This is a genomic window from Janthinobacterium sp. LM6 (assembly GCF_002002885.1).
Taxonomy (GTDB): domain Bacteria; phylum Pseudomonadota; class Gammaproteobacteria; order Burkholderiales; family Burkholderiaceae_D; genus Janthinobacterium; species Janthinobacterium kumbetense.
In genome coordinates this window covers 1865690-1890609 of sequence record NZ_CP019510.1, presented here as the reverse complement: position 1 = coordinate 1890609, position 24920 = coordinate 1865690, and the positions used below count along the sequence as shown (strand labels likewise).

Here is a 24920-nt window from a genome sequence, read left to right as displayed (position 1 = left end):
GCGCCCATGCAACGTCCGCCGCTGCTGGCCAGGATCAACTGGTACTGGACATTCCAGCTGGCCGGCTGGGGCGCGCTCGCCCTGTTCAACAGCGTGTATGGCGGTTCCTCGCAGCTGCGCATCGTCGTGACGATTGCCTGCTGGGGTTCGCTGGGCGGGCTGCTGCTGTCGCACCTGTGGCATGGCGTCCTGCATCGGCGCGGCTGGGCGGCAAACGGCTTGCGCTGGAAACGCATCCTGCCCTCGCTGGCCCTGCTGGCCGCCATCCAGACGGCCAGCGTGACGGCCGCCTTCCACGTCATGTATCCGCCCGATGTCCTGCGCGGCCTGGCATGGCTGCCCGGCGCGCTGCTGTTCTGGTTCGGGGTATTCCTGACCTGGACGGTGTTTTACTTCACCACGCTGTCGCTGCGCCGCGCCGCCCACCTGGAAGCGGAAACCCTGCGCCTGCAGCTGCACGGACGGGAAGCGGAACTGCGCGCCCTGCAGGCGCAAGTCAACCCGCATTTTTTCTTCAACAGCCTCAATAGCGTGCGCGCGCTGATCTTCGAAGACCGCGAAGCGGCCGCGCACATGATCGACCAGCTGGCAGGCCTGATGCGCCATGCGCTGCAATCGGGCCAGCACGCCACCGTGCCCCTGTCGGCCGAACTGGACGCCGTGCGCGCCTACCTGGCCATCGAACAGATACGCTTCGAGGAGCGCCTGCGCGTCAGCTTTGCGATCGAGATCAGCGCCCCCGGCCTGGAACACGTGCGCGTGCCGCCCATGGCCCTGCAAACGCTGGCGGAAAACGCCGTCAAATACGGCGTCGAAGCGAGCGCCGAGGGCGCCGACATCCGCATCGCGGCGCGGCGCGCCAGCCCTGCCGACGGCGTGGCCATGCTGCAGATCGACGTGGCCAACACGGGCGCCTTGCGCGCACCGGGCAACTCCACCTGCGTCGGCCTGCGCAATGCGCGCCAACGGCTGCAACTGGCTTGCGGCGAGCGCGCCAGCCTGGAATTGCGCGAACAGTCGGGCTGGGTACATGCCACCATCCACCTGCCGGAGCAGGCATGAACGGCCAGCCGCTCAAGGTACTGCTGGTCGATGACGAGCGCCTGGCGCGCGCCGAGCTGCGACGGCTGCTGGCGCCGCATGTGCAGCGCGGTGCCGTGGAGATCGTGGGCGAAGCGGCCAGCGCGGCCGACGCCGTCGCGCAGATCGCCAAGCTGCGCCCCGACCTATTGCTGCTCGACGTGCAGATGCCGGGCGGTTCCGGCTTCGACCTGCTGGCCGCCCTGGATGATGCGCCCGACGTCATCTTTTGCACGGCCTTCGACCAGTACGCGCTGCAGGCGTTCGAGGTCAGCGCCCTCGACTACCTGCAAAAACCCGTGCAGGCGGCACGCCTGGCCACGGCGCTGGCACGCGCCGGCGCGCGGGCGCAAGCCGTGCCGCCGCCCGCGCCGCGCAAGGTCTTCATCAAGGATGGGGAACGCTGCTGGTTTGTCGCGTTTGACGATATCCGCCTGCTGGAATCGGAAGGCAACTACACGCGCGTGCATTTCGGCGTGCAGCGCCCGCTGATGCTGCGCACCCTGAACCAGCTGGAAGAAAAGCTCGATCCGGCCCTGTTCCTGCGCGCCAACCGGCGCCAGATCGTCAACCTGGAGCAGGTGGCGCAAGTGGCGCCGAATGCGGCCGATGGCCTCGACCTGCACCTGCTGGACGGCAGCGTGGTCGAGGTGTCGCGCCGCCGCGCGCAGCAGTTCAAGGCCGCCTGCGGCCTGTAACGGGACTACTTCAGCGCGGGGATCGGCTGCGCCTGGAAGGCGGGGCGCGGCTGTTCCTTGAGCTTTTTCGCCAGCATGTCGAGCGCCACTTCCAGCTGGCGGTCGGCGCCATTGAAAGTGGCGTGCGGCGGATTTTCCACCTCCACGTCCGGCACCACGCCCACGCCTTCGATCAGCCACTGGCCGTCGACGCCGAACTGGCCGTTTTCCGCCACGCGCGCCATGCCGTTGTCGGCCAGACGCGTATTGTCGCTGAGCCAGACGCCGGCGCCTGCCGTGCGCTTGCCCACCAGTGGCGCCAGTTTCAATGCCTTGATGCCGGCGGCGAAGGTCTCGCCATCGGAATACGTGAGTTCATCGACCAGCACCACCAGATGGCCGCGGAAGGTGTTCTGCATGTTCGACGACGGCTGCACGCCCGGCGGCGCCCAGTAGGCCCAGGCCTTGCGCAGCAGTTTTTCGATGATCCAGCTGTCGATATTGCCGCCGTTGTTGCGCCGCACGTCGATGATCAAGCCTTCGCGGTTGATGTTGGCGTAAAAATCGCGCGCGAACGAGGCGATGTCGTTCGGGCCCATGGCGCGCAAATGCAGGTAGCCGATGCGTCCCTGCGAGGCGGCCGCCACCTGCTCGGCGCGGCTCAATTCCCAGTCGCCATAGCGCAGCGCCGTCTGTTTCGCCATGTTGACGGGCGTGACGATGACGGCGCGCGGCGCAGCCTTGCCCCGCTTGACCTGCAACAGCACCTGCTTGTCGGCCTGGTTCAGCAGCAGGTCGCTGATGTCGCGCGCGCCCAAGACGTCCTTGCCGTTGACGGCCGTGATCACGTCGCCCGCCTTCACCTCCACGTCGGGGCGCGCCAGCGGTGCGCGCGCCGAGGGCAGCTCCGCTTCGCTGCGGTAGACATGTTCGACCCGGTAGCCCTCGCTGGTGCGCGCCAGCACGGCACCGAGGCCCGCCGGCGCGCCTTCCTGCTCCGTGCGGCGCAATTCGCCGGGGCGGATCTGCGAATGCAGGGCGCCCACTTCGGCCACCATCATGCCGAGTAAATCATTGAGTTCGGCACGGTCCGTGACCCGCTCGACCAGCGGCGCATATTTGTCGCGCGCCGCCTTCCAGTCCACGCCGCGCATCTTCGCGTCGTAGAGAAAATCGCGGTGCAGGCGCCAGGCGTCGTTGAACATCTGCTTCCATTCCAGGCGCGGATTCGACACGAAAGTCCAGTCGTCGACCTTGACCTTGGCCTTCGACAGGTCGGACGGCAGCTTGGCGCCCGCCTCGATCACCAGCATCTCGCCCGGTCCCGTGGCTGCCGCCGTGCGGTAGTACAAATGCTTCTTGTCCTGCGCCAGGTCAAATTCGCGCACATTGGCCACCAGCAATTCCGGCTTGGAGCCGGTGTTGCCAACTGCCAAGGTCTTCAAGCTGGACTTGTTTTCGCCGCTGTCCCGCTCGAGGAAATACAGGCGCTTGTCGTCGGCGGCCAGCGCGCTGTAGTTGCCCGCCGCCAGCGGCACTTCATACAGGCGTTCGGCCAGGCCCTGGCTGACGATGGCCGGCAACGCGGCCGGTGCCTTTTTCACGGCGCCCTTGCCGCCCGCCTTTTCCAGCGCCTTTTCCGCCGCCGATTCGGCGGCCTTTTCATCGTCCGTCTCGGGCGGTTTCACTCCCGGACGGCTCAGCTCATCGTCGGGCTGAAACGGGAAACGGTTGCCCGGCTGCAGCGCCAGCGCATACACGCCGGTGCGCTTGTCGAACACGGGCCCCATGTTGCGGTCGCCCCATGGCGAACCGTTGGCCAGCTGGAAATTGCGCGCCGACAGGAAATACAACCACTTGCCGTCCGGCGAAAACACGGGCGAACCGGAGGTATAGCGGTCGCTGGTGACGAACTGCAACTGCTTCGACGCGAGGTTGTACAAGCCGATCTGCTCGCGCTGCTCGTTGCTGGCCACGCGCACGATGGCCAGGTTGCGGCTGTCGGGCGACCATTGCACTTCGTCGTGCTTGTCCACGCCCGCCTTGCCCGCGTCGTCGATCAGCTGGTTGCCCCTGGTCGCCAGGTCCAGCAGCCAGAAACGGCCTTTTTTATCCGTGTGCGCCAGCCAGCGCCCGTCCGGCGACGGATACAGTTTCCAGCGGTGATTATCGCCCTGCGTCGTCAACTGCTCGCCCTTGCCCGAGCCATCGGCGGCGTACTTCCAGATTTCGTTCTCTCCGCTCGTGTCGACGATGGCGAACACGGATTTCTCGTCGCTGGAAAAGACGGCGTCGCGCGCCCGCGCCCCTTCCGGAATGGCGATGTCGACGCGGCGCAAGCTGCCCGTGCCGGCGATGCTGACACGGCCCCGTGCAGTAAGGATGATGCGCTCATCCTTGCCCGACACCTGGACATTGCTCAAGGTATCGAGCGGCGAGCGGATCTGGCGCGCGCGCTGCTGGTCGAAATCGGACACGAGGCTGATGGCCAGCGGCTGCGAAGCGCCCGTTGCCGCGACGTTCAGGTCGAGCACGTGCAAATCGGCGCCCAGCTGGTAGACGACCTTGCCATCGCCCAGGGAAGCATTGCGCACGTCCCACTGCGTGTGGTTCGTCAAGGCGCGGCGATCGGAGCCGTCGGGCAACATGCTCCACAGATTATCGCTGCCGCCCGCGTCGCTGATGTAGTAGACACGGCCCTGCCACCACATGGGGCGCTTGTTGTTGCCAGCCAACACAGCGGGTTCCGCGTGCATGCGCACGGCCTCGCCCTTGCCATCGAGGTCGTAGCGCCACAGGGTGGCATGCGCGCCGCCCCGGTAGTTGCGCACATTGTCGTTGGTCATGGCCAGGCCGAAACGCGTGAAGAACAGCGTCTTGCCGGCGTCGTCGAGCACGGCGTCGTTGGCGTCGGCCACGGGAAACTCGCGCCGCGTCTGTTTCACGGGATCGATGGCGGCGACGACGCGACGCGACGCGGGACCGTCCGTATTCTGCGTGCTGACCAGCACTTCGCCCTGCGCCGTCCAGCCCAGCACCAGCACGCCGCCATTGTCGTACGAAATACGGCGCGGCAAGCCGCCGGCCAGCGGCATCACATACGCTTCCTGCGCCCCTTCATAGGCGGCCGAAAAGGCAATCCACTGGCCATCGCGCGAAATCGCCGCATTCGTTTCATAGCCGGGATGCGTGGTCAGGCGCTGCGCCGCGCCACCGCGCAGATTGCTTTTCCACAAATCGCCTTCGGCCGTGAAGACGACGGTATCGCCGCGCACGGCAGGAAAGCGAAAATAACTGCCGGCAGGCGCGGCAGCGGCGGCGTTGCCCAGCAAGCCGGCGGACAACAGGAGGAAGGCAAGAATACGGGAAATTTTCATGTGGGCATCCAGATAGCGGTCAGGTGGCATGGACATCATGTCGATACCGGACAGCAATTCTGGCATAACTACGGCCAAAGAAAACCTTCTTAAAACCTTCTTTATTGCCCATAAAAACGTAAAAAACCCGCGCCACTTGCGTGGGCGGGTTTTTTGTTGACGGCAGGAAGTTTATTCCACTTCCACCGTTTCCGGTGCAGCCGTCGGTGCCGCGTCTGGCGGTTCCGGGAATTCCAGCAAGACCTGGTCCTTGTCGTCGAGGTCGACCGTGACCCGTCCGCCCGTCACCAAGCGGCCGAACAGCAGTTCGTCGGCCAGGGCCTTGCGGATCATGTCCTGGATCAGGCGCGCCATCGGCCGCGCACCCATCAGCGGATCGAAGCCTTTCTTGCCGAGGAAAGCGCGCAGCTTCTCGGTAAACACGGCTTCGACCTTTTTCTCGTGCAACTGCTCTTCCAGCTGCATCAGGAACTTGTCGACCACGCGCAGGATGATTTCCTGATCCAGCGAACGGAAGCTGATGGTCGCGTCGATGCGGTTGCGGAACTCCGGCGTAAACATGCGCTTGATGTCGGCCATCTCGTCGCCGGCCTGCTTCGAATTGGTGAAGCCGATCGACGTCTTTTGCAAGCTTTCCGCACCCGCATTGGTCGTCATGATGATGATCACGTTGCGGAAATCGGCTTTGCGGCCATTGTTGTCCGTCAAGGTCCCGTGATCCATCACTTGCAGCAGGATATTGAAAATGTCCGGATGGGCTTTTTCAATTTCATCGAGCAGCAAGACCGCATGCGGCTTCTTGGTGATCGCTTCCGTCAGCAAGCCGCCCTGGTCGAAACCGACGTAGCCCGGCGGCGCGCCGATCAGACGGCTGACGGCGTGGCGTTCCATGTATTCCGACATGTCGAAACGGATCAGCTCGATACCGAGAATGAAGGCCAATTGCTTCGCCACCTCGGTCTTGCCGACGCCGGTCGGACCGGAGAACAGGAAGGAGCCGATCGGCTTGTCCGTCTTGCCCAGGCCGGCACGCGCCATCTTGATGGCCGAAGCGAGCGCGTCGATGGCGGGATCTTGCCCAAACACAACATTGCGCAAGTCGCGGTCGATCGTCTGCAGCTTGCTGCGGTCGTCCTGGTTGACCGTTTGCGGCGGAATGCGCGCGATCTTGGCGATGATGTCCTCGATCTCGGCCTTGCCGATGGTTTTCTTTTGCTTCGACTTCGGCAGGATGCGCTGCGCCGCGCCCGCTTCATCGATGACGTCGATCGCCTTGTCGGGCAAGTGGCGGTCGTTGATGAAGCGCGCCGCCAGTTCGGCTGCCGTCGACAGGGCCGAGGCCGAGTATTTCACGCCATGGTGCTCTTCGAAGCGCGATTTGAGGCCGCGCAGGATTTGCACGGTTTGCTCGACGGTCGGCTCGTTGACGTCGACTTTCTGGAAGCGGCGGCTCAAGGCATGATCTTTCTCAAACACGCCGCGGAATTCCGTGTACGTGGTCGCGCCGATGCACTTCAATTGACCGTTGGCCAGTGCCGGTTTCAGCAGGTTCGACGCGTCCAGCGTGCCGCCCGAGGCCGAGCCGGCACCGATGATGGTGTGGATCTCGTCGATGAACAGGATGCCGTTCGGATTGTCCTTCAACTGTTTCAGCACGGCTTTCAGGCGCTGTTCGAAGTCGCCGCGGTATTTGGTACCGGCCAGCAAGGCGCCCATGTCCAGCGAATACACGACGGCATTCTGCAGGATTTCCGGCACATCGCTTTGCGTGATGCGGTAGGCCAGGCCTTCGGCGATGGCCGTCTTGCCCACGCCCGCCTCGCCGACCAGCAGCGGATTGTTCTTGCGGCGGCGGCACAGGATCTGGATCACGCGGTCGACTTCTTCCTCGCGGCCGATCAGCGGGTCGATCTTGCCTTCGGCAGCGGCCTTGTTCAGGTTTTGCGTGAACTGGTCGAGCGGGCTTTCCTTCGGCTGGCCATCGACGGGCGCCTCTTCCACGCCTTCGGAAGCTTTCGCGCTTTCCGTCGACTGGTCCTTGCGCACGCCGTGCGAAATGAAATTGACCACGTCCAGGCGCGTCACGCCCTGCTGGTGCAGGTAATAAACCGCATGCGAATCCTTTTCGCCGAAGATGGCCACCAGCACATTGGCGCCCGTGACTTCCTTCTTGCCATTCGAGGCGGACTGGACGTGCATGATGGCACGCTGGATCACGCGCTGGAAACCAAGCGTCGGCTGGGTGTCGACTTCGCCCGTGCCAGGCACGGTCGGCGTGTTATCGCCGATGAAATTGGTGAGGGTCTTGCGCAGGTCTTCTATATTGACCGCGCAGGCACGCAACACCTCGGCAGCGGAGGGATTGTCCAGCAGTGCCAGCAGTAAATGCTCAACCGTGATGAATTCGTGCCGTGCCTGCCGAGCTTCGACAAACGCCATGTGCAAACTTACTTCTAATTCCTGCGCAATCATACTTCCTCCATCACGCACTGCAGGGGGTGCCCCGCCTTGCGCGCATGCGTTAAAACGAACTCCACTTTGGTACACGCTATATCTTTAGAGAACACGCCGCACACTCCTTTGCCGTAGCGATGAACACTGAGCATGATTTGCGTCGCCGTTTCACGGTCCTTGTTGAAATACTCCTGAATGATGGCCACCACAAATTCCATCGGGGTGTAGTCGTCATTGAGCAAGGCTACCTGATAGAGCGGCGGCGGCTTCAGCACTTGCCGCTCCAGCAGGGTTTCTGAGTCGTGCTTGGTTGCCATACGCTTATTCTAATGCTTTCACAGTGGTTGTCATGCGCAATATCTACGCCTTTCCAATTGTTTTCAATCTTACGCGTTTTCTTAATAGTGCGCAGATGGCGACCTTGCTGTCAAAATCAAGAGTTGCTTTTTTGGTTGCCGTGAAGAATTTGGCAATATCGATGGAAAAGCGCTTGACTTCATTATTTATTCCGCCAACAATGCTGTATCGACTGTTGCAGTAATGTACAGCTTGATAAGAAGTGAGACGTCGAGGAGGGGGCAAGAAGCTTCTTGCTTTTATGGCTCGTGTGATTTGTTTTAATTTTGAAAGTTCTTTTTATGGCAACAGGTACAGTTAAGTGGTTCAATGATTCCAAAGGTTTTGGCTTCATCACTCCAGATGATGGCGGCGAAGATTTGTTTGCTCATTTCTCCGCAATCAACATGAACGGTTTCAAGACCCTCAAAGAAGGTCAAAAAGTTCAATTCGAAGTCACGCAAGGCCCTAAAGGCAAGCAAGCTTCCAACATCCAAGCAGCCTAAGCATCGCCGGCCCTCAGATGTGAAAAACCCCGTCTCCTGACGGGGTTTTTTTTCGTCCGCAGGGTGCGCAGCACCCTGCCCCTCCAGTTACATGTGCTCGATCATCACGGCGCCGAAACCGGAACACGACACTTGCGTGGCGCCTTCCATCAGGCGGGCGAAATCGTAGGTGACGCGCTTCGAGGCGATCGACTTTTGCATTGAAGAAATAATCAGGTCAGCCGCTTCCAGCCAGCCCATGTGGCGCAGCATCATTTCCGCAGACAAAATCAGCGAACCGGGGTTCACGTAATCCTTGCCCGCGTACTTCGGCGCCGTGCCGTGCGTCGCCTCGAACATGGCGACGGAGTCGGACAGGTTGGCGCCCGGCGCGATGCCGATGCCGCCCACTTGCGCCGCCAGCGCGTCGGAAATGTAATCGCCATTCAAATTCAGGGTGGCGATGACGCTGTATTCGGCCGGGCGCAGCAAGATCTGTTGCAGGAACGCGTCAGCGATGGAATCCTTGACGATGATGTCGCGGCCCGTCTTCGGGTTCTTGAACTTGCACCACGGGCCGCCATCGATCAGCTCGGCACCGAATTCCTTTTGCGCCAGCGCATACGCCCAGTCGCGGAAGCCGCCTTCCGTGTACTTCATGATGTTGCCTTTGTGCACGATCGTCACGGATGGCTTGTCATTGTCGATCGCATACTGGATGGCCTTGCGCACCAGGCGCTCGGTGCCTTCGATGGAAACGGGCTTGATGCCCAGGCCCGACGTGGCCGGGAAGCGGATCTTGGTCACGCCCATTTCATTGACGAGGAAATCCATCAATTTCTTGGCTTCGGGCGAGCCTTGCTGGTATTCGATGCCGGCGTAGATATCTTCCGAGTTTTCGCGGAAAATCACCATGTCCGTCTTTTCCGGCTCTTTCACGGGCGATGGCACGCCCGTGAAGTAGCGCACGGGGCGCAGGCAGACGTACAGGTCGAGCTGCTGGCGCAAGGCCACGTTCAGCGAGCGGATGCCGCCGCCGACGGGCGTGGTCAGCGGGCCCTTGATGGAGACCACGTAATCTTTCAGCACGGCCAAGGTTTCTTCCGGCAGCCACACATCGGGGCCGTACACATTCGTCGCTTTTTCGCCCGCATAGATTTCCATCCAGCTGATCTTGCGCGCGCCGCAGTAGGCCTTGGCCACGGCCGCGTCGATCACCTTGATCATGACCGGGCTGATATCGATGCCCGTGCCATCGCCTTCAATGAAGGGAACGATGGGGTTATCTGGTACATTCAGCGAAAAATCGGCGTTGACGGTGATTTTTTGGCCGTCAGCAGGTACAGTGATATGTTGATACATCGTGATCTCCGAAGTGGGACACACCGCTGGCGGGCAACACAAGCCGGCGACGCGCTCTGCGGTTGCAGAGTTTACAAAAACAAGTCCGAACAGGGCGGCAACAACGCACTTTAGCAGGGAAAGAACACCCGGGCCACCCGCGGCGCCAAAGAACCGCATTGCCATACCGCCTCAAGTCTTCTATAAGACATAAGACTAACATTTCACATTATGCACCAGTATCTTACAGGGCGCCACGCTTTTGCGGCGCCGACCAGCAGCCACCATCGCTTACATCAATTCTCTTACCAGCATGCCACTCATCCTCTTCAATAAACCATTCCAGGTCCTGTGCCAGTTTTCGCCGCAGGAGGGCCGCGCCACCCTGGCCGACCATCTCAGCATCCCCGGCATCTACCCGGCCGGCCGGCTCGACGCCGACAGCGAAGGCTTGCTGCTGCTGACGGACGACGGACGCCTGCAGCACGAGATCAGCCACCCGGACCGCAAGGAAGCGAAAACCTACCTGGTGCAGGTCGACGGCGTGCCCGATGCGGCCAGCCTGGCGCGCCTGCAGGCGCCGCTGGACCTGGGCGACTTCATCACCAAACCGTGCAAGGCCGTGCGCATCGCCGAGCCGGACTGGTTGTGGCCGCGCAATCCGCCGATCCGCGCGCGCGCCGACAAGCCGACCTCGTGGCTGGCGATCACCCTGAAAGAGGGAAAAAACCGCCAGGTGCGGCGCATGACGGCCGCCGTCGGCCTGCCCACCCTGCGCCTGGTGCGCAGCGCCATCGGCCCGTTCTCCCTGGCCAGCCACCCCTTGCTGCCCGGCGAATGGTGCGAAGTGCCGGCCGAGAACATAGGAAAAGCGTGAACCGGACAAGAAAAAACGCCCCCGGCGCCAAATTTTGCCAAGATGCACTATTTATTTTTAGATAATGCATTAAAATCATCCCACCTTAACATGATAGAAAAGGAAAGATGATGACAAAAGCAATCCTGGCCCTGGCCGCTTCCCTGCTTGCCGGCGCCGCACTGGCGCAATCGGGCGCCAAGGTGCACGCTTCCGCCGCGACCGATGCCGTCAAGCCGCCACCCGCTTCGGCCGCCAGCCATGCGTCGGCCGCGACCGACGCCGTCAAGCCGTTGCCGCCGGCGTCGGCCACCGTCAACGCTTCGGCCGCGACGGATGCGGCGCGTTCGGGCGCATCGACCAAGGCCTCGGCCGCAACGGATGCCCCGCGCCTGGTTCCCCAGGCCCGCAAGGCGAAGCAGCCAACTGCTGAAGCAGGCAAGCCCGTGAAGTAAGAAGTAAGAAGTAGCAAGGGTAATTCCCGGGGTTACGGCAGCAGCCATGTTGCTGTAACCCCACGCTTTCGGCGCGGACAGGCAGCATGCTTGACCAGGCAGCCGCCAGCATGGCTTAATCGCCGCTTCGCCGCCACCGTCCCGCCCCATGAAAAATTCCCTACGCCATCTCAGCCTGTCCATCGCCCTGCTGGCCTGCGCCAACATTGCTCAAGCGCAGAGCATGCAACTGTCGGCTGGCATGCATTTGATCCAGGCGGAAGTGGCCGCCACGGAAGAGCAGCGCGAACAGGGTTTGATGTACCGTGAAAAGATGCCGGCCAATGCGGGCATGCTGTTCGTCTTTGGCAACCCGTCCACGCAATGCATGTGGATGAAAAACACGCCGCTGCCCCTGTCCGTGGCCTTTATCGATGCCGGCGGCAAGATCGTCAACATCGAAGACATGCAGCCGCACACGCTCGACAGCCATTGCTCCACGAAAACGGTGCCCGTGCGCTATGCGCTGGAAATGCACCTGGGCTGGTTCAAGCAAAAGAACATCAAGCCAGGCATGAACATCGGCAACTTGCCGGGGGCGCGCTAGGCCGTGGCCGCTGTCCGTAGTGGACACGGCGGCAAAAAACCGCTCAAAAAAAACCACGCGGGAACGCGAAAAAACCCGCCAGAATAAATCTGCGGGTTTTTGCTTTTCAACCAGTGCCAGCGTACCGGCACAGGCAAGGCCGCCGTGGCGGCTTGCCTGCTGGCGAATATTAAGCGGACAGTGCTTTCAAAGCAGCTGCCAGACGGCTCTTATGGCGAGCTGCCTTGTTTTTGTGGATGATCTTCTTGTCAGCGATACGGTCGATGGTCGACACGGATGCTTGGAAGATTGCAGCAGCAGCTGCCTTGTCGCCGCCCTGGATCGCTTTGCGAGCAGCTTTGATAGCCGTGCGCAAGGTCGAACGTTGGGACGAATTGTGTGCGTTTTGCTTAACTGCTTGACGAGCGCGTTTGCGCGCTTGTGCGGTATTTGCCATGGAATTTCCTAAAACAGGGTCAAAGTGCGTTTGCAAACATTAGTGTTTGCCAACCGGTGCGTTCTGTGCGTCTGCCGAACCATGTGTGCCAAACCAGTGCCTGTCAAACATTAGTGTCTGCGTAACAGAATTCTGTACAGCCTTCGATTATAGCGATATTTTCAAGCGGGAGCAAATCAAAAAACCGTGTGTCACGCCAAAAACACGTGAAAATGGGCCTGGCAAGGGCGAATCGGCCCCGCTTGTTACCATATTTTAACCGTTTGCCGGTACCGCGCCCGGCTATAATCTGCCCCCATGAACTTGCTTAAAACCCTCGCCGCCATTTCCAGCATGACCATGCTGTCCCGTGTAACCGGATTATTGCGCGAAAGCCTGTTCGCGCGCGCCTTTGGCGCCGGCGCCTACACGGACGCCTTCATCGTTGCCTTCCGCATTCCCAACCTGTTGCGCCGCCTGTTTGCCGAGGGGGCCTTCTCGCAAGCCTTCGTGCCGATCTTGTCTGAATACAAGAACCAGCATGGCCAGGAAGCGAGCAAGCAACTGGCCGACCATGTGGCCACCACCCTCGTCTGGGCCACTTTGCTCGTGTCCGCCATCGGCATCGTCGGCGCGCCCTGGTTCGTGTACGCGATCGCCACAGGCCTGTCCAAGGATCCGGGCGCCTTCGACGCGGCCGTGTGGATGACGCGCCTGATGTTCCCTTATATTACTTGCATGTCTTTCGTGGCCTTGGCCGGCGGCATCCTGAATACCTGGCGCGAATTCAAGATACCCGCCTTCACGCCGGTGCTGCTGAACCTGTCGTTCATCGCCGCCTCGCTGTTCCTCGCGCCGCACTTGAAACAGCCGATCTACGCAATGGCCATTGCCGTGTTCGCCGGCGGCCTGCTGCAAGTGGCCATCCAGATACCTGCGCTGATCAAGATCGGCATGCTGCCGCGCCTGTCGATCAATCCCGCCATCGGCCTGTCCGACGGCGGCGTGCGCCGCGTGCTGAAAAAGATGGGGCCGGCCGTGTTCGCCGTCTCGGCAGCGCAGATCAGCCTGATGATCAACACGAGCATCGCGTCGCGCCTGGCCGAGGGCAGCATTTCCTGGCTGTCGTATGCGGACCGCCTGATGGAGTTCCCGACCGCCATGCTGGGCGTGGCCCTGGGCACCATCTTGCTGCCCAGCCTGTCGAAGGCGAATGTCGATGGCGACAAGACGGAATACTCGGCCTTGCTCGACTGGGGCTTGCGCCTGACCTTTTTGCTGGCCCTGCCTGCCGCCGTCGGCATGGCGACCCTGGCCACGCCGCTGATCGCGACATTATTTCACTACGGCAAGTTCACGGCCGAATCCGTGACCATGTCGACACAGCCGCTGGTAGCCTACAGCCTGGGCTTGATCGGCATCATCCTGGTGAAAACCCTGGCGCCCGCCTTCTATGCGCGCCAGGATATCCGCACGCCCGTGAAAATCGCCATCGGCGTGCTGATCGCCACGCAGCTGATGAATCTGCTGTTCGTGCCCTACATCGCCGTGGCCGGCCTGGCCCTGTCGATCGGCCTGGGTGCCTGCCTGAACGCCAGCTTCCTGTATTGGGGCTTGCGCAAGCGCGGCATCTACCAGCCGAAACCGGGCTGGGCCAAGTTCTTCCTGCGCCTGCTGCCGGCGCTCATCGTGATGGGCGGCGTGGCGTATGCTGGCGCCATGCGCATCGACTGGATCGCTATGCAAGCCCATCCGCTGTTGCGGGCCGGCGCGCTGGCCCTGGTGGTGGCCCTGTGCGGCGTGGCGTATTTTGCGACGTTATTTGCGGTTGGCTTCCGCTTCCGCGACTTCAAGCGCCACGCGTGACAACATGCGCAGGACGTTGTTGCCTGCGTCTCGCCGTACCAGCGTACCGTCTTCGACTTGGCGCCTAGTCCGGCGCATGTTGTCGCAATCACACACGTAACAAAAAAACCCGCCTCGGCGGGTTTTGTCATTCTTGCCAGCAAAAATCAAACAGCTTTGCGGGCGCGGCGGCGGGCAGCGAAACCGACCAGCGCCAGGCCACCGAGCAGCATGCCGTAGGTTTCCGGTTCCGGCACAGGCAAGGCCGAGACCGTGCCCACGTACTGGCCATTCTGCAAACCGGTCAAGCCCGAAACACGCACCTCATACGTACCCGCCGCCAGGGAACCGGCCCAGCTCAGGCTTTGGATGCCGGCCACCGACGTCAGGGTCAGGTCGCCATAGCCCACCAGGGTGGCGGCAAAGTTGCTGATCGCGCCTTCGGCAACGGAAAACGTTTGCAATGCGCCAAACGAGGTCGACGACGGGGTCAGCAGTTTGAAGGTCCACAAATCATCGACCACCGAATTGGCGGCGAAATTGGTGGTGATCGATGCCCGCGTATCGAAGCCGCTTGGATCCAGGATGCCCAGATTGTAGGTGGCCGCCGATGCGCTGAACGATGCTGCAGCCAGAATGCCTGCCGCGATAAATTTCAATTTCATAAATTATCCCTTAAAAGTAATTTATGGCCGCCAGGTGGGCCAGCCATCGCTTTAGTACTGAAAGTACCAGGAGGAATGGTATCATAAAGACATTAAATTACTTGTAATTATTTTATTGAAATTTCATTTATTGAAAGTATTTCCACTATGAAATGGTTCCAGGTCAAGATGAATTTCCAGGTGAAAATAGTTATCCCTGTATTCTTCATCGTTGACTTATGGTTACTGCGGATTGCCCGCTTGCGCGCCGGCCTCTTCCTCCGGCTCCGCCGCCTCGGGCGCCGATGGTTCGGGCGCTGGCGCAGCCGGATGCGGCGGCGGGAACAAGGCGGGCGGCGCGGCGGCGTCCGCCGGCGCCAGGACCAGTCCCGCCGGCGGCACGGGCCCGCCGGCAACGAACTGCCACTCGGACAGGTGCGACTTGCCTTCGAAACCGGTGAAACGGGCGTCGAAATTGCCCACTTTTAAGGGTGCGGACGACGACAGGCTATGCACGCCGATGATGCCCTGGCCACCGGGCTGGTACAGCAAGCCCCATTCGGCGCGTCCCGTGACGGGGTCCACATACAGCTTGCGCAGATGGCGGCGCACTTGCGGAAAGCGGGGGTCGCGCAGCAAGGCGGCCAAGGTCGGCGGATGCTGCGGCTGGCCGGCGGGCGTGGCGCCCGCGTAGCTCTGCAGCGCATCGACAAACTGCGCCCCGATGTCGAGCAGCTCCTGCTCGGCCGCCTGGCGCTGCAGCAAGGAGCCCATCTTCAGCCCGGCCGCCCCCACGAGGCCCAGGATGGCCACCAGGATGATCAGGCCCAGATATGTAAAACCGCGCTGACGGCGCGCAGGACGATGCATGGCCGCTACCAGTCGGCGAACGGCGTGCCGCTGCGGTCCTTGCCGGGCGCGCCGCTTTTCACGTCATACACCTGGCCCGGCGTGTCGTCGGGCGGCGGCACGATCAGCCAGCTGCTGTCGCTGTCCGTGATGGGGTCGATGGGCATGGCGCGCAGGTATTTCTTTTCGACCAGTTGCTCCAAAGTATCGGGATAACGGCCCGTATCGCCGTGGAACTGGTCGATGGTCGTGCGCAGGTTGCGCAAGTTGTCCGCCAACACGGTTTCCTTCGCCTTGTCCAGGCTGGGAAAGTAGCGGGGCACGGCCAGGGTCAGCAACAGCGCCACGATGCCGAGCACCACCAGCAGCTCGATCAGCGTAAAGCCGCGCGCGCGGTCAGGGACAGGCATGATTCACCATAGACGGTAAGGCACGTTGTTCAGGCCGGTCTTGTTGGAAGTCGAGTACACATCGTACACATCGTCGCCCTCGCGCGGTTCGGCCGCTTCGCTGGCGTAGCTGCGCTTGCCCCACGTTTGCGCATCGCTCAGGCCCGCGTCCGCATTGAACGGGTCGCGCGGCACGCGGCGCAGGAAAAACAGCTTGCTGCGCTTCGGGTTGCGCTGGTCCGGCACGCCCTCGACCAGCAGGTCCAGGCTTTTCGGATAGCCGCTGGCGTCGGGCGTGCGCAGGATACGGCCTTCGTCGCCGGCCCGTTTATAGGCGTCGAGCCCCTGGCGGATCTCGCGCAGCGCGCGCCGCAATTCCTGCTCCTGGCGCCGCTGCACCGTCACCTGCGTGACGGGGATCACCAGGGTGGCCAGCACGCCCAGGATGGCCAGGGTCACCAGCAGCTCGATCAGGGTGAAGCCGCCTGGCCCGCCCTGCGCATGCGCCAGTCTCATTTGGCAGGCGCCACCGGCACCGGCTGGCTCGATGACAGCGGCAAGGGCGACGCCTGCAGCGGCACGGGCTGTCCAGCCGAGATCGGCAAAGGCGAGGCGGCCGGCTCGGGCGATGGCGCCACTTCCGGCGCGGGCACGCTCTGCGGCAATGTCTGTGGCAAGATCGGCGGCACCTGGCCCGGCGCCATCAGCGGCTGCGCCGGCGCCGGCTGCATGCCGACGGCCGACGGGCCGGAACGCACGATCACCGTGCCCGGCATCTGCGTGGGCGCCTTGGCCGCCATGTCGGGCCGGCGGCGGAAGCTGCCTTCCGTGCCGGCCGAGAATTCCGACTCCTTCGCTTCCGGACGCTGCACCGTGCGCACCAGGTGCGGCGTGATCGACAGCACGATTTCCGTCTTCTGGCTGTCGTCCTTGCTGCTGCCGAACAGGCGCCCCAGCACGGGTATGTCGCCCAGGCCAGGCACCTTGTTGCCCGAACTGCGCTCTTCATTGTTGATCAGGCCCGCCAGCACCTGGTTTTCGCCATCCTTCAGCTGCAGCATGGTCGAGGCCTGGCGCGTGCCGATCTGGTACAGGGTCGAGCCGCTGCGGGTGGTCGTGGCCGCCCCCAGGTTGCTCACTTCGAGCGAAATGCGGATGCCCACCTCGTTATTCAGGTAAATGGTCGGCTCGGCGTTCACCGTCAGGCCCACGTCCAGGTAGCTGATCGACTCGGAAGCGAAGCCGCCCGTGCCCGGCGAAATCGTGGTGGTCACCACGGGCACCCTGTCGCCGATGACGAACTTCGCCTTTTCCCGGTTGCGCACGCGGATGCGCGGGTTGGCCAGGATGTTCGCGTCGCCGTCCGTCTTGTTGGCGTTCGCCGTCACGGCCAGGTTGCTCACGCCGATAGTACGCTGATTCAGATTATTCAAGTCGTTGATGGTCAACCCGATCCCGCCCGAGGTACTGAGCGGCGTCAAGGTCAGGCTCGATGGCCAGGCCACGCCCAGTTCCATCAGGCGGCTGCGCTTGACTTCGAGGATTTCCAGCTCCAGCACCACTTCCGCCTCCGGCACGTCCTGCAGCGCGATCAGGCGCTCGGCCAGGCGGATCGCCTCGGGCGTGTCGCGCACGATGACGAGGTTGAGTTTTTCATCGGCCACCACGTCGCGCGTCTTGAGGATGGTCTTGAGCGTGTTGGCCACCTGCTTGGCGTCCGCGTTCGCCAGGAAGAAGGTCTTCACCAGCACTTCCTGGTATTCCTTCAATTTCGCCGCCACATTGGGATAGATCAAAATGGTGTTCGCATCCATCACCTGCTGCTCCAGCTGGTTCGTCACCAGCAGGAAGTAGACGGCCGACTCCACTGTGCTGTTTTTCAGGAAGATCGACGTTTTCGCATCCGCCTTGACGTCCTTGTCGAAGACGAAATTGAGGCCGGAACGGCGCGCGATCAGCTCGAACACCTGTTTTAACGGCGCGTCGCGAAATTCGATCGTGATCGGCTGCTTGTACGACCTGGCCAGGCCCGATTCGACGATGGGCGGCGCCGTCTTTTCATCGACCTCGCGCAGCAGCGCGCGCGCGCCCGCGTGATTCGGCTGCTCCGTCAGGATGGCGTTCAGGCGCTGGCGCGCGGGGTCGTATTGTTTTGCCTCAAGCGCCGTGCGCGCATCGGCCAGCAATTTCCCCTGGCGCTGCTCGCGTTCGAGCGCGCGCAAGCCGCTGTTGGCCCGTTCGTTCTGCGCATCGATTTCCAGCACGCTCATGAAGGAGGCGCGCGCCAGCTCGCCCTGCCCCGCCTGCGCCTGGCGCTCGGCCTGCTGCAAGCGGCTGCCGGTCGCCCGTTCGCGCGCCTGCAGATACGCGCTGCGGTACTGCGCGTTGCCGGGGTCTTGCTGCAGCGCTTCCTGCAGCTTTTGCAGACCGGCTGGTATTTGATCTTGCGCAATCAGCTCGCGCCCGTCGCGGTAGGCCTGCTGCCCTGCGCAGCCGGACAGCAGCACCAGCAGCGCCAGCAACGGCGCCGGTGAAAAGGAACGAGGCATCACTCGAGTACTCCAATGTTGAGCTGCTGAAGCTGGTTCAACGGCAGATAAGTGAGCGTCATGACGGGCGGCGCAATCGTCACGACCTTGTAGGCGCCATCGATGACGGTATTGGCGCGCACGATATACGTCTTGTCGGCGCGCGATAAAAACACTTCCCAGGCGCCGTCGGCGGCCGCCTTGCCCAGGTAGACGAAGGGCAGCGGCGGCGCCGTCGGCGGGGGCGGCGGCGGCGGGGCGACGGCGACCACCTTCGGCGGCGGCGGGGTCCAGTCCTGGCTCTGGAAGACGCCGTCGGTGCCGCCAAAGGTCTCGCCCTCCTCGCCCGCCACTTCGCTGCGCGGCAGCAGGGCCAGGATGGCCGGCTGCGCGGCCGGCGGCTTGACTGCCGCATGGCGCGCAGGCGCGACGGCCCGCTCGACCGCTTCGGCCACGTCGGCCACGGGCTGGCGCTCGCCGAACAACAGCAAGGCGCCCGCGCCCAGCACGCCGGCCAGCATCAGCCAATGACGCGGCGTCATGGCGCGCCTCCCGCATCGCCCGGCGCATCGGCCTGCGTATCGGCCAGATAAAACGTCAGGCGCAGGCGCGCTTCCAGTTGCGTATCGGCGATTTGCTCGCGGCGGAAACTCAGTTCGTCGAGCGAGGCGAAGGGAGCGGCGCGCAGCGCCTGCAGCGCGAACCGCCACACGGCCGCATAACTGCCCTTCAGCGGCAAGGTCACCTGGTACGTGGCGACCTTGCCGGCCTTGTCGTAACCGCTCTTGTATTCGCCTTGCGCCAGCAGCAAGCCGTTTTTCGCGGCCAGGTCGAACAGCTGCTTGACCTGCTGCTCCGCGTGGCGCGGCTGTCCCAGGGCGGCATAAAAGCGCGCCAGGTTCTCGCTGGCCGTCGCCGGCGGCGCCGCGATGGCCACGGCCAGCGATGGCACGGGTAACGGACGCGCTTCCAGCTGCGCCGCCACGGCCCGCTGCTGCCATGCCCACGCCCAGGCGGCCACGCCCAGTGCGAGCAAGGCCACGGCCAGGCAGGCGGGCGCGCCCAGGCGGCGCAGCAGCAGTTGCGCGCGCAGGCGCAGGATATTGATGTCGATGGCCATCATGGCGTGCCCCAGCGCGCTTCGAGCTGGAAACGCAAGGGTTTGTTCGGGTCGAGCGCATTGATTTCATGGCGCAGCAGCTGCACCCTGGCGCCAAACAGCTCCTGCTGCTTCAGTTGCGCGATGTAGGCCACCATGGCGTCGCTGCCGGTCGTCTCCGCCGTGATCTTCAGCACGCGCTTGCGCGCGTCCGGCTCCAGCGCCAGCAGCGCGATGGCGGGCGGCGTGGCGCTGGCCAGCGCATCCTGCAAGTCGCGCCACGGCAGGTTCAATTGCAGGATGGCTGCATTCACGGCCGCCGCCTGCGCGGGCGCGATCGGTGTTTGCGGTGCCGTCACCGGCCCCTGCGTGGCGGCCAGCACGCGTTGCTGCGCCAGCCGCCAATGTGCCTCGCTTGCCTGCTGGCGCTGCAGCGCGGCGCTGCCGCTGCAGGCCGCCGTGACGGCCAGCGCCACGCCCAGCGCCCCCGTCATCCATGCCCATGCAGGCACGCGGTGCAGGCTGCGGCGCCAGCCGGGGGGCGCGAAATCGATATCGAGGCGCGTCATGCCACGCCTCCGCTGCGGGCCAGCCGACCGGCCGGCGACAAGGCGCCATCGCCGTCCGGCGTGGAGAAAATCTGGCAGCGGAATGCCGCCGCCGGCGCCAGCCAGAGCGCCGGCGGCGCGCCGCACAGCTGCAGCAGCGCCGGTGCGGGCACGCCTTGCAGCAGCGCCTCGCGCGCCAGCGTGTGTTCCAGCCAATCCTGGCCCGCGCCGGGCGGCACGGGCAGCGCGCGCACGGCGCGCAGGCGGCCATCGTGCCGCACGCCCAGGGTCAAGGCATTCTCCTGCAACTGGCCGAACCAGGCGCCCGGCTGCAACGCGCCGTGCCAGCGGTTCCAGTGGCGCGCGAATTGCGGCGTAATGAAAATCAGGGCCAGCTTGCGTGCCGCCGCCACGCGCGTCAGCTGCGCCAGCAGCGCACGGGGCACGGCGCAAAAGAAAGGCGCGCGCGCATCCCAGGCGCTGCTGCTGTGCCACAGGCCGGGAGGATCGCCATACAGCGACTGAAAGCGCAGCGCGGCGGCCGCCTCGATATCGGCCAGGCGCGCGGCGCCTTGCGGCATATCCACTTGCCACAGGCGCGCCAACCCATCGTCGAGCACCACGGACAGGGGCCAGCCCGCGTACTCGCCGGCCGGCAGAATCTGTTCCAACGCCTGGCCCAGGGCGGCAAAGTCGCCGTGCAGCGTGTCGCCGGGCACATACGCCGCTTCGCCCAGCGGTGTCCAGGCGGGCGCGCGCCAGCGGCTGCTGCGCCACAGGCTCACCTTGCCCGCCGCCACGCCCAGGCGCAGGGCCTGTCCCAAGCTCAACTTCGCAAAACCTCTACGCATGCAGGGTGACCCTCTTGATTTCCGTGATGGTGGTGGCGCCCCGCTTGACCAGTTCCAGCGCCGCCAGGCGCAGGCTGCGCGTGCCGTTCGCATGCGCGGCCGCCTTGATCTGGCGGATCGGCTTCTTGTCGACGATCAGTTCGCGGATTTCATCGGTCAGCACGAGAATCTCGGCGATCGAGCGGCGCCCCTTGTAGCCCGTGCCGCGGCAGTCGCCGCACCCCTTGCCCTGCTTGAATTGATATGCATCAACGTCGGCACGCGCCAGGCCCACGCTGGCCAGTTCACCGTCGTCCGGCGTGTACTCCACCGCGCAATGGGGGCAGTTGGTGCGGATCAGCCGCTGCGCCCAGATGCCGTTCAGGGCCGAGACGAAGGCATACGGATCGATGCCCATGTGGGTGAAGCGGCCGAACACGTCGAAGACGTTATTCGCATGCACGGTGGTGAGCACCAGGTGGCCCGTGAGGGCCGACTGCACGGCGATTTCCGCCGTCTCGCGGTCGCGGATCTCGCCCACCATGATTTTATCGGGGTCGTGGCGCAGGATGGAGCGCAAGCCCTTGGCGAACGTCAGCCCCTTCTTTTCATTCACGGGTATCTGCAGGATGCCGGGCAACTGGTATTCGACGGGGTCTTCGATAGTGATGATCTTTTCGCGCCCGTTGTGGATTTCCGTCAGCGCCGCATACAGGGTCGTCGTCTTGCCCGAGCCCGTGGGACCGGTGACGAGCAGCATGCCGTAGGCTTCCTGCGCCAGCGCGCGCAAGGCTTCCAGCGACGGCGCGTCAAAACCCAGCGCTTCCAGGGTCAGGGCGCCGTAGGCCTCGATCATGGCGCGCTTGTCGAGGATGCGGATGACGGCGTCCTCGCCATGGATGCTGGGCATGATGGAGACGCGCAAATCGATTTCGCGCCCGCCCGATTCGACGCGGAAGCTGCCGTCCTGCGGCACGCGGCGCTCGGCGATATCGAGTTCGGCCAGCACTTTCAGGCGCGAGATGATGTGTTCCGCCACTTCGATGCCGTTGACGGACGTGGCGTGATCGAGCACGCCGTCGACGCGGTACTTGACGGCCAGGCCGCCGGCCGTGCTTTCCAGGTGGATGTCGGAGGCGCCCGCCTTCAGCGCATCATACAAGGTCGAGTTGACCAGCTTGACGGCGGGGCTGGCCGCTTCCGACACGCTGGCGAACGACAGCACGGCGGCCGTCTTGCCGTCGCGTCGCGCATCGGTGGCGGCACCGGGCAGCAGGCTGTCGACGGCGCGCGCCGATTCCTCCTGCTTCGACAGGTAGGCGCCGATGTCGGCCTGCAGCGCCAGGCGGATGCTCAAGGCACCCTGCCCGGCGCGCGCAGCTAACCAGGTTTGCAGGTCGAGGTCGAACGGGTCGGCGATCACGCCCACCAGCTGGCCGTCGGCGGCGCGCAGCAGCACGCTGTGGCGCGCCAGCGCCTGCGACAGGGGCAACACGTCGAAGGCGGGAGACAACGCCAGCATGTCGGCCGTTTCCAGTACGGCCAGGCCGAACGGACGCGCCAGCGCGCGCACCACGGCGCGCGCCTCGATGCCGCTCAATTGCTGCAATTCCTCGACCAGGCTCCGCTTCGATTGCAGGCACAGGGTGCGCGCGTGCTGCAGCAGCGCGGGATCGATGGCCACGCTGGCCACGGGGGATTCGGCTGCGCTCTGCATCATGAAATATCGCCGGCAAGGTCAAAGATGGGCATGTACAGCAGGATCACGATGGCGCCTACGACGAGGCCGATGGCGGCCATCAGCAGCGGCTCGAAGGTGCGCGTGAAACGGTCGATCCAGCGGCTGATTTCGCCGTCATAAAAGGCCGCCGACTGCGTCAGCATGGGGCCCATGTCGCCCGTGCGCTCGCCCACGCGCAGCATGCGCAGGGAGATGGGCGTCGTCAGTTGATATTGCTCAAACGCGGACGACAGGGGCTGGCCCGCTTCGATGGCGCCGCGCGCCTGCTGCAACGATGCCTGCATGCCCGGCGACACCATCGCCTGCACGGTGGCGATCGCCTGCACGATGGTGATGCCGCCTTCGGCCAGCATGCCCAGGGTCAGGTACAGGCGCGACAGTTCATAGATGCGCACGCGCTCGCCGATGCCGGGCAACTTCGCCAGCAGGCGCGCCACGCCGCCATGGCGCAGCACGCGCCGCACGGCGGTAAATAATACGCTGCCGGCGAGCGCCAGCCCCAGCAGCAACAGTACGCCATGCTGCGTGACGAACTGGCCCCAGCTGAGCATGACTTGCGACATCCACGGCAGGTTGCGCCCGGCGCCCTGGTACACCTCGGCGAAACGGGGCACGACATAGCTGATCAGGAAGGCGCTGACGCCGCCGCCCACGGCCAGCAAAATGGCGGGATAGATGGCGGCGCTGACGATCTTGCCGCGCACCGTATCGATGCGCTGCTGGTAATCGATGTAGCGCGACAAGGCGCGCGGCAAGTCGCTCGTACCTTCGGCCGCCTTGACGATGCCGATATACAAGGGGGGAAACAGTTCCGCTTGCTCCGCCAGGGCGGCGGAAAAGCGCTTGCCTTCGCGCAAGCCTTCCAGCAGGCGCGTGAGCACGCTGCGCGTGGCCGGCGACGCTTCCTTTTCCAGCAAGGCTTCCAGTCCCTCGACGATGCCCAGGCCTGCGTTCAACAGCGCCAGCAACTCCTGGCTGAACAGCAGCAGGGGCAAGGCCCGCGCGCGCTGGCGCCCGGCCGCGCTGAACGGCGTGGCGCGCAGCGGGCGGATGGCGCTGACGAATAGGCCGCGCGCCTCGGCCTGGCGGCGCGCGTCGGCTTCGTCGCGGCCATCGATCACGCACGTATGCAAGGTTGCTACGGCCTGGTCCGTGGAAAGCGCGCGTACTTCGAACTGCATGATGGCTTGTCCGTAGGAAAAAGAATGGCGCTGGCGTTATTGCGAGCTGATGTCGGCGTTCTCGCCGCTGCCGCCCGGCTGGCCATCCTTGCCCATCGAGACGATGTCGTACTCGCCCTTGCTGCCGGGCGCGCGGTATTGATAGGCATGGCCCCACGGGTCGAGCGGCACGGCCTTTTTCAGGTAGGGACCATTCCAGCGCGTGCCGGCGGCGGGCGGCGCGACCAGCAGCGCGGCCAGGCCCTCTTCCGTGGTCGGGTAGCGCCCCACGTCGAGGCGATAGGTGTCGAGCGATTTTTCAAACGCCTCGATCTGCGCCTTGGCCACCGTCACTTCGGATTTGCCCAATTGGGCGAAATATTTGGGGCCGACATACGCCGCCAGCAAGCCGATGATGACGATGACGACCAACAGTTCGAGCAAGGTAAAGCCGCGCGCATGGCGCGTTGCCGCAAGGTTCTGCCTGTGTGCTGCATGCATCCGGTAACTCCTTATTGCCTACCTTCAATACATTGCCGCCATGTGCGCCGCTGATGGCCGCGCACAGGCGGCGCGCGCCTGCCTGATGCCTGTGAGGCTACCATGCCGCTTGTGGTAAATACAATCTTTTCTTTGTACTGAAAACAACAAAATTCCGGGAAAACTTCACGCACATCACAACCAAGGCAAGCATGTGGCGCGCCAAACCAACCACAAGTATTTATTTCATTCAACTTTTCAGAACTCGAATGAGCAAAAACAAGAATAGAGCAAGCACAGCAGATTAAGTATGCCCTGCCTTCATCAAAAAAGCAAATCATCAAACAAATGTAACATGTTGAATATATTCAAGTTTTTAAAAAAATAATTCAACTGTTTTTAGATGATTTAAATAAATCAATGTCTCATCACAACAACGAAATGAAAATATATATTATTAACTATTAGTTACAAACAAGAATGAAAGTACTAAGCTCATCCAGTAATTTATCGTTATTGAATAAGAAATAAAGCATTACACGCGACGATTTAATTGTCACTATGGATATAGTTTTTCAAGTCCAGAAGATACTGGATGTCATGTCGGCCCGAGCGATCCTTCGCGCCGAAACGTCAAACTATCACCATAGGGAAGACCATGAAACACATTGCCAGCCGCCACGCCGCATCCGGCGATCCTCCAGCGAACACCGTAGCCGCACCGCCACGCGCAGTAGCGCCTGAA

At 63.2% G+C, this 24920-nt stretch carries 24 protein-coding genes; 7 read left to right on the top strand and 17 right to left on the bottom strand.

Annotated elements, in window-relative coordinates:
• The first annotated feature begins 6 nt into the window (after nt 1-6).
• Nucleotides 7-1062 carry a histidine kinase gene (locus BZG29_RS08345; RefSeq protein ID WP_077409020.1) on the top strand — a complete coding sequence of 352 codons (1056 nt, stop codon included), beginning with the start codon at nt 7-9 and terminating at the stop codon, nt 1060-1062.
• Nucleotides 1059-1778 (top strand): LytTR family DNA-binding domain-containing protein, encoded by a 720-nt coding sequence (locus BZG29_RS08340; protein ID WP_077401073.1) that lies wholly within the window; start codon nt 1059-1061, stop codon nt 1776-1778. Before BZG29_RS08345 ends, BZG29_RS08340 begins: the two co-directional genes overlap by 4 nt.
• 5 nt (nt 1779-1783) lie before the next feature.
• Here BZG29_RS08340 and BZG29_RS08335 read toward each other — a convergent pair whose 3' ends face one another.
• The 3 genes from BZG29_RS08335 to clpS all read right to left on the bottom strand — a co-directional run bounded on the left by BZG29_RS08335 (nt 1784) and on the right by clpS (nt 7905).
• Nucleotides 1784-5134, bottom strand: coding sequence for a S41 family peptidase (locus tag BZG29_RS08335; protein ID WP_253192826.1), 3351 nt, complete (start codon nt 5132-5134; stop codon nt 1784-1786).
• 171 nt (nt 5135-5305) lie between these two features.
• A complete protein-coding gene (clpA, locus tag BZG29_RS08330) occupies nt 5306-7606 on the bottom strand; it encodes an ATP-dependent Clp protease ATP-binding subunit ClpA (protein WP_035825884.1) in 2301 nt (766 codons plus the stop codon).
• Complete coding sequence (gene clpS / locus BZG29_RS08325) at nt 7603-7905, bottom strand: ATP-dependent Clp protease adapter ClpS (RefSeq protein WP_070221390.1); 303 nt, start codon at nt 7903-7905, stop codon at nt 7603-7605. The genes clpA and clpS overlap by 4 nt, the downstream gene beginning before the upstream one ends.
• Before the next feature lie 321 nt (nt 7906-8226).
• On the opposite strand from clpS, the gene BZG29_RS08320 reads away from it, so the two are divergent.
• Complete coding sequence (locus tag BZG29_RS08320; RefSeq protein WP_010395943.1) at nt 8227-8430, top strand: cold-shock protein; 204 nt, start codon at nt 8227-8229, stop codon at nt 8428-8430.
• 87 nt (nt 8431-8517) lie between these two features.
• Here the strand turns inward: BZG29_RS08320 and icd are convergent, their stop codons facing one another.
• Nucleotides 8518-9771, bottom strand: coding sequence for an NADP-dependent isocitrate dehydrogenase (gene icd / locus BZG29_RS08315; protein ID WP_077401067.1), 1254 nt, complete (start codon nt 9769-9771; stop codon nt 8518-8520).
• A 292-nt stretch (nt 9772-10063) separates the two neighbouring features.
• On the opposite strand from icd, the gene BZG29_RS08310 reads away from it, so the two are divergent.
• The 3 genes from BZG29_RS08310 to BZG29_RS08300 all read left to right on the top strand — a co-directional run bounded on the left by BZG29_RS08310 (nt 10064) and on the right by BZG29_RS08300 (nt 11647).
• The gene (locus tag BZG29_RS08310) at nt 10064-10627 is read left to right on the top strand and encodes a pseudouridine synthase (RefSeq protein WP_077401064.1); all 564 of its coding nucleotides are present in this window, start codon (nt 10064-10066) and stop codon (nt 10625-10627) included.
• 107 nt (nt 10628-10734) lie between these two features.
• Entirely contained in the window at nt 10735-11061 is a 327-nt protein-coding gene (locus tag BZG29_RS08305) for a hypothetical protein (protein WP_216350358.1), read from the top strand.
• Nucleotides 11062-11209: 148 nt separating this feature from the next.
• Nucleotides 11210-11647, top strand: coding sequence for a DUF192 domain-containing protein (locus BZG29_RS08300; RefSeq protein ID WP_077401059.1), 438 nt, complete (start codon nt 11210-11212; stop codon nt 11645-11647).
• Between the two features lie 169 nt (nt 11648-11816).
• Here the strand turns inward: BZG29_RS08300 and rpsT are convergent, their stop codons facing one another.
• Nucleotides 11817-12083 (bottom strand): 30S ribosomal protein S20, encoded by a 267-nt coding sequence (gene rpsT / locus BZG29_RS08295; protein ID WP_010395935.1) that lies wholly within the window; start codon nt 12081-12083, stop codon nt 11817-11819.
• 297 nt (nt 12084-12380) lie between these two features.
• Here rpsT and murJ point away from each other — a divergent pair, with 297 nt between their 5' ends.
• The gene (gene murJ, locus BZG29_RS08290) at nt 12381-13928 is read left to right on the top strand and encodes a murein biosynthesis integral membrane protein MurJ (protein WP_077401056.1); all 1548 of its coding nucleotides are present in this window, start codon (nt 12381-12383) and stop codon (nt 13926-13928) included.
• A gap of 146 nt (nt 13929-14074) precedes the next feature.
• On the opposite strand, the gene BZG29_RS08285 is transcribed toward murJ, so the two are convergent.
• The 12 genes from BZG29_RS08285 to gspG all read right to left on the bottom strand — a co-directional run bounded on the left by BZG29_RS08285 (nt 14075) and on the right by gspG (nt 24196).
• On the bottom strand, nt 14075-14572 hold the full coding sequence (locus tag BZG29_RS08285) for an FxDxF family PEP-CTERM protein (RefSeq protein WP_077401053.1): 498 nt from the start codon (nt 14570-14572) through the stop codon (nt 14075-14077).
• Between the two features lie 222 nt (nt 14573-14794).
• Nucleotides 14795-15421 (bottom strand): type II secretion system protein, encoded by a 627-nt coding sequence (locus tag BZG29_RS08280; protein ID WP_077401050.1) that lies wholly within the window; start codon nt 15419-15421, stop codon nt 14795-14797.
• A 5-nt stretch (nt 15422-15426) separates the two neighbouring features.
• Complete coding sequence (locus tag BZG29_RS08275) at nt 15427-15810, bottom strand: type II secretion system protein (RefSeq protein WP_077401047.1); 384 nt, start codon at nt 15808-15810, stop codon at nt 15427-15429.
• Nucleotides 15811-15813: 3 nt separating this feature from the next.
• A complete protein-coding gene (locus BZG29_RS08270) occupies nt 15814-16305 on the bottom strand; it encodes a type II secretion system protein (protein ID WP_077401044.1) in 492 nt (163 codons plus the stop codon).
• Entirely contained in the window at nt 16302-18338 is a 2037-nt protein-coding gene (locus BZG29_RS08265; RefSeq protein WP_077401041.1) for a secretin N-terminal domain-containing protein, read from the bottom strand. Before BZG29_RS08265 ends, BZG29_RS08270 begins: the two co-directional genes overlap by 4 nt.
• Entirely contained in the window at nt 18338-18859 is a 522-nt protein-coding gene (locus tag BZG29_RS08260) for a hypothetical protein (RefSeq protein WP_077401038.1), read from the bottom strand. The genes BZG29_RS08265 and BZG29_RS08260 overlap by 1 nt, the downstream gene beginning before the upstream one ends.
• The gene (locus tag BZG29_RS08255) at nt 18856-19440 is read right to left on the bottom strand and encodes a hypothetical protein (RefSeq protein WP_077401035.1); all 585 of its coding nucleotides are present in this window, start codon (nt 19438-19440) and stop codon (nt 18856-18858) included. Before BZG29_RS08255 ends, BZG29_RS08260 begins: the two co-directional genes overlap by 4 nt.
• A complete protein-coding gene (locus BZG29_RS08250) occupies nt 19437-19985 on the bottom strand; it encodes a hypothetical protein (RefSeq protein ID WP_077401032.1) in 549 nt (182 codons plus the stop codon). Before BZG29_RS08250 ends, BZG29_RS08255 begins: the two co-directional genes overlap by 4 nt.
• Entirely contained in the window at nt 19982-20815 is an 834-nt protein-coding gene (locus BZG29_RS08245; protein WP_150130835.1) for a hypothetical protein, read from the bottom strand. The genes BZG29_RS08250 and BZG29_RS08245 overlap by 4 nt, the downstream gene beginning before the upstream one ends.
• The gene (locus BZG29_RS08240; RefSeq protein ID WP_077409019.1) at nt 20808-22511 is read right to left on the bottom strand and encodes a GspE/PulE family protein; all 1704 of its coding nucleotides are present in this window, start codon (nt 22509-22511) and stop codon (nt 20808-20810) included. The genes BZG29_RS08245 and BZG29_RS08240 overlap by 8 nt, the downstream gene beginning before the upstream one ends.
• The gene (locus tag BZG29_RS08235) at nt 22511-23716 is read right to left on the bottom strand and encodes a type II secretion system F family protein (RefSeq protein ID WP_077401026.1); all 1206 of its coding nucleotides are present in this window, start codon (nt 23714-23716) and stop codon (nt 22511-22513) included. The genes BZG29_RS08240 and BZG29_RS08235 overlap by 1 nt, the downstream gene beginning before the upstream one ends.
• A gap of 36 nt (nt 23717-23752) precedes the next feature.
• Nucleotides 23753-24196, bottom strand: a complete 444-nt coding sequence (gene gspG, locus BZG29_RS08230) for a type II secretion system major pseudopilin GspG (RefSeq protein WP_034751618.1) — start codon at nt 24194-24196, stop codon at nt 23753-23755.
• Between the last annotated feature and the right edge of the window lie 724 nt (nt 24197-24920).

Coding starts and splice junctions, on each gene's coding strand:
- BZG29_RS08320 (WP_010395943.1), top strand. CDS start 8,227: ATGGCAACAGGTACAGTTAAGTGGTTCAATGATTCCAAAGGTTTTGGC.
- clpS (WP_070221390.1), bottom strand. CDS start 7,905: ATGGCAACCAAGCACGACTCAGAAACCCTGCTGGAGCGGCAAGTGCTG.
- BZG29_RS08240 (WP_077409019.1), bottom strand. CDS start 22,511: ATGCAGAGCGCAGCCGAATCCCCCGTGGCCAGCGTGGCCATCGATCCC.
- BZG29_RS08280 (WP_077401050.1), bottom strand. CDS start 15,421: ATGCATCGTCCTGCGCGCCGTCAGCGCGGTTTTACATATCTGGGCCTG.
- BZG29_RS08310 (WP_077401064.1), top strand. CDS start 10,064: ATGCCACTCATCCTCTTCAATAAACCATTCCAGGTCCTGTGCCAGTTT.
- BZG29_RS08250 (WP_077401032.1), bottom strand. CDS start 19,985: ATGACGCGCCTCGATATCGATTTCGCGCCCCCCGGCTGGCGCCGCAGC.
- BZG29_RS08235 (WP_077401026.1), bottom strand. CDS start 23,716: ATGCAGTTCGAAGTACGCGCGCTTTCCACGGACCAGGCCGTAGCAACC.
- rpsT (WP_010395935.1), bottom strand. CDS start 12,083: ATGGCAAATACCGCACAAGCGCGCAAACGCGCTCGTCAAGCAGTTAAG.
- BZG29_RS08260 (WP_077401038.1), bottom strand. CDS start 18,859: ATGACGCCGCGTCATTGGCTGATGCTGGCCGGCGTGCTGGGCGCGGGC.
- icd (WP_077401067.1), bottom strand. CDS start 9,771: ATGTATCAACATATCACTGTACCTGCTGACGGCCAAAAAATCACCGTC.
- BZG29_RS08285 (WP_077401053.1), bottom strand. CDS start 14,572: ATGAAATTGAAATTTATCGCGGCAGGCATTCTGGCTGCAGCATCGTTC.
- BZG29_RS08255 (WP_077401035.1), bottom strand. CDS start 19,440: ATGATGGCCATCGACATCAATATCCTGCGCCTGCGCGCGCAACTGCTG.
- BZG29_RS08275 (WP_077401047.1), bottom strand. CDS start 15,810: ATGCCTGTCCCTGACCGCGCGCGCGGCTTTACGCTGATCGAGCTGCTG.
- BZG29_RS08335 (WP_253192826.1), bottom strand. CDS start 5,134: ATGAAAATTTCCCGTATTCTTGCCTTCCTCCTGTTGTCCGCCGGCTTG.
- BZG29_RS08340 (WP_077401073.1), top strand. CDS start 1,059: ATGAACGGCCAGCCGCTCAAGGTACTGCTGGTCGATGACGAGCGCCTG.
- BZG29_RS08245 (WP_150130835.1), bottom strand. CDS start 20,815: ATGCGTAGAGGTTTTGCGAAGTTGAGCTTGGGACAGGCCCTGCGCCTG.
- BZG29_RS08305 (WP_216350358.1), top strand. CDS start 10,735: ATGATGACAAAAGCAATCCTGGCCCTGGCCGCTTCCCTGCTTGCCGGC.
- gspG (WP_034751618.1), bottom strand. CDS start 24,196: ATGCATGCAGCACACAGGCAGAACCTTGCGGCAACGCGCCATGCGCGC.
- BZG29_RS08270 (WP_077401044.1), bottom strand. CDS start 16,305: ATGAGACTGGCGCATGCGCAGGGCGGGCCAGGCGGCTTCACCCTGATC.
- BZG29_RS08345 (WP_077409020.1), top strand. CDS start 7: ATGCAACGTCCGCCGCTGCTGGCCAGGATCAACTGGTACTGGACATTC.
- clpA (WP_035825884.1), bottom strand. CDS start 7,606: ATGATTGCGCAGGAATTAGAAGTAAGTTTGCACATGGCGTTTGTCGAA.
- BZG29_RS08300 (WP_077401059.1), top strand. CDS start 11,210: ATGAAAAATTCCCTACGCCATCTCAGCCTGTCCATCGCCCTGCTGGCC.
- murJ (WP_077401056.1), top strand. CDS start 12,381: ATGAACTTGCTTAAAACCCTCGCCGCCATTTCCAGCATGACCATGCTG.
- BZG29_RS08265 (WP_077401041.1), bottom strand. CDS start 18,338: ATGCCTCGTTCCTTTTCACCGGCGCCGTTGCTGGCGCTGCTGGTGCTG.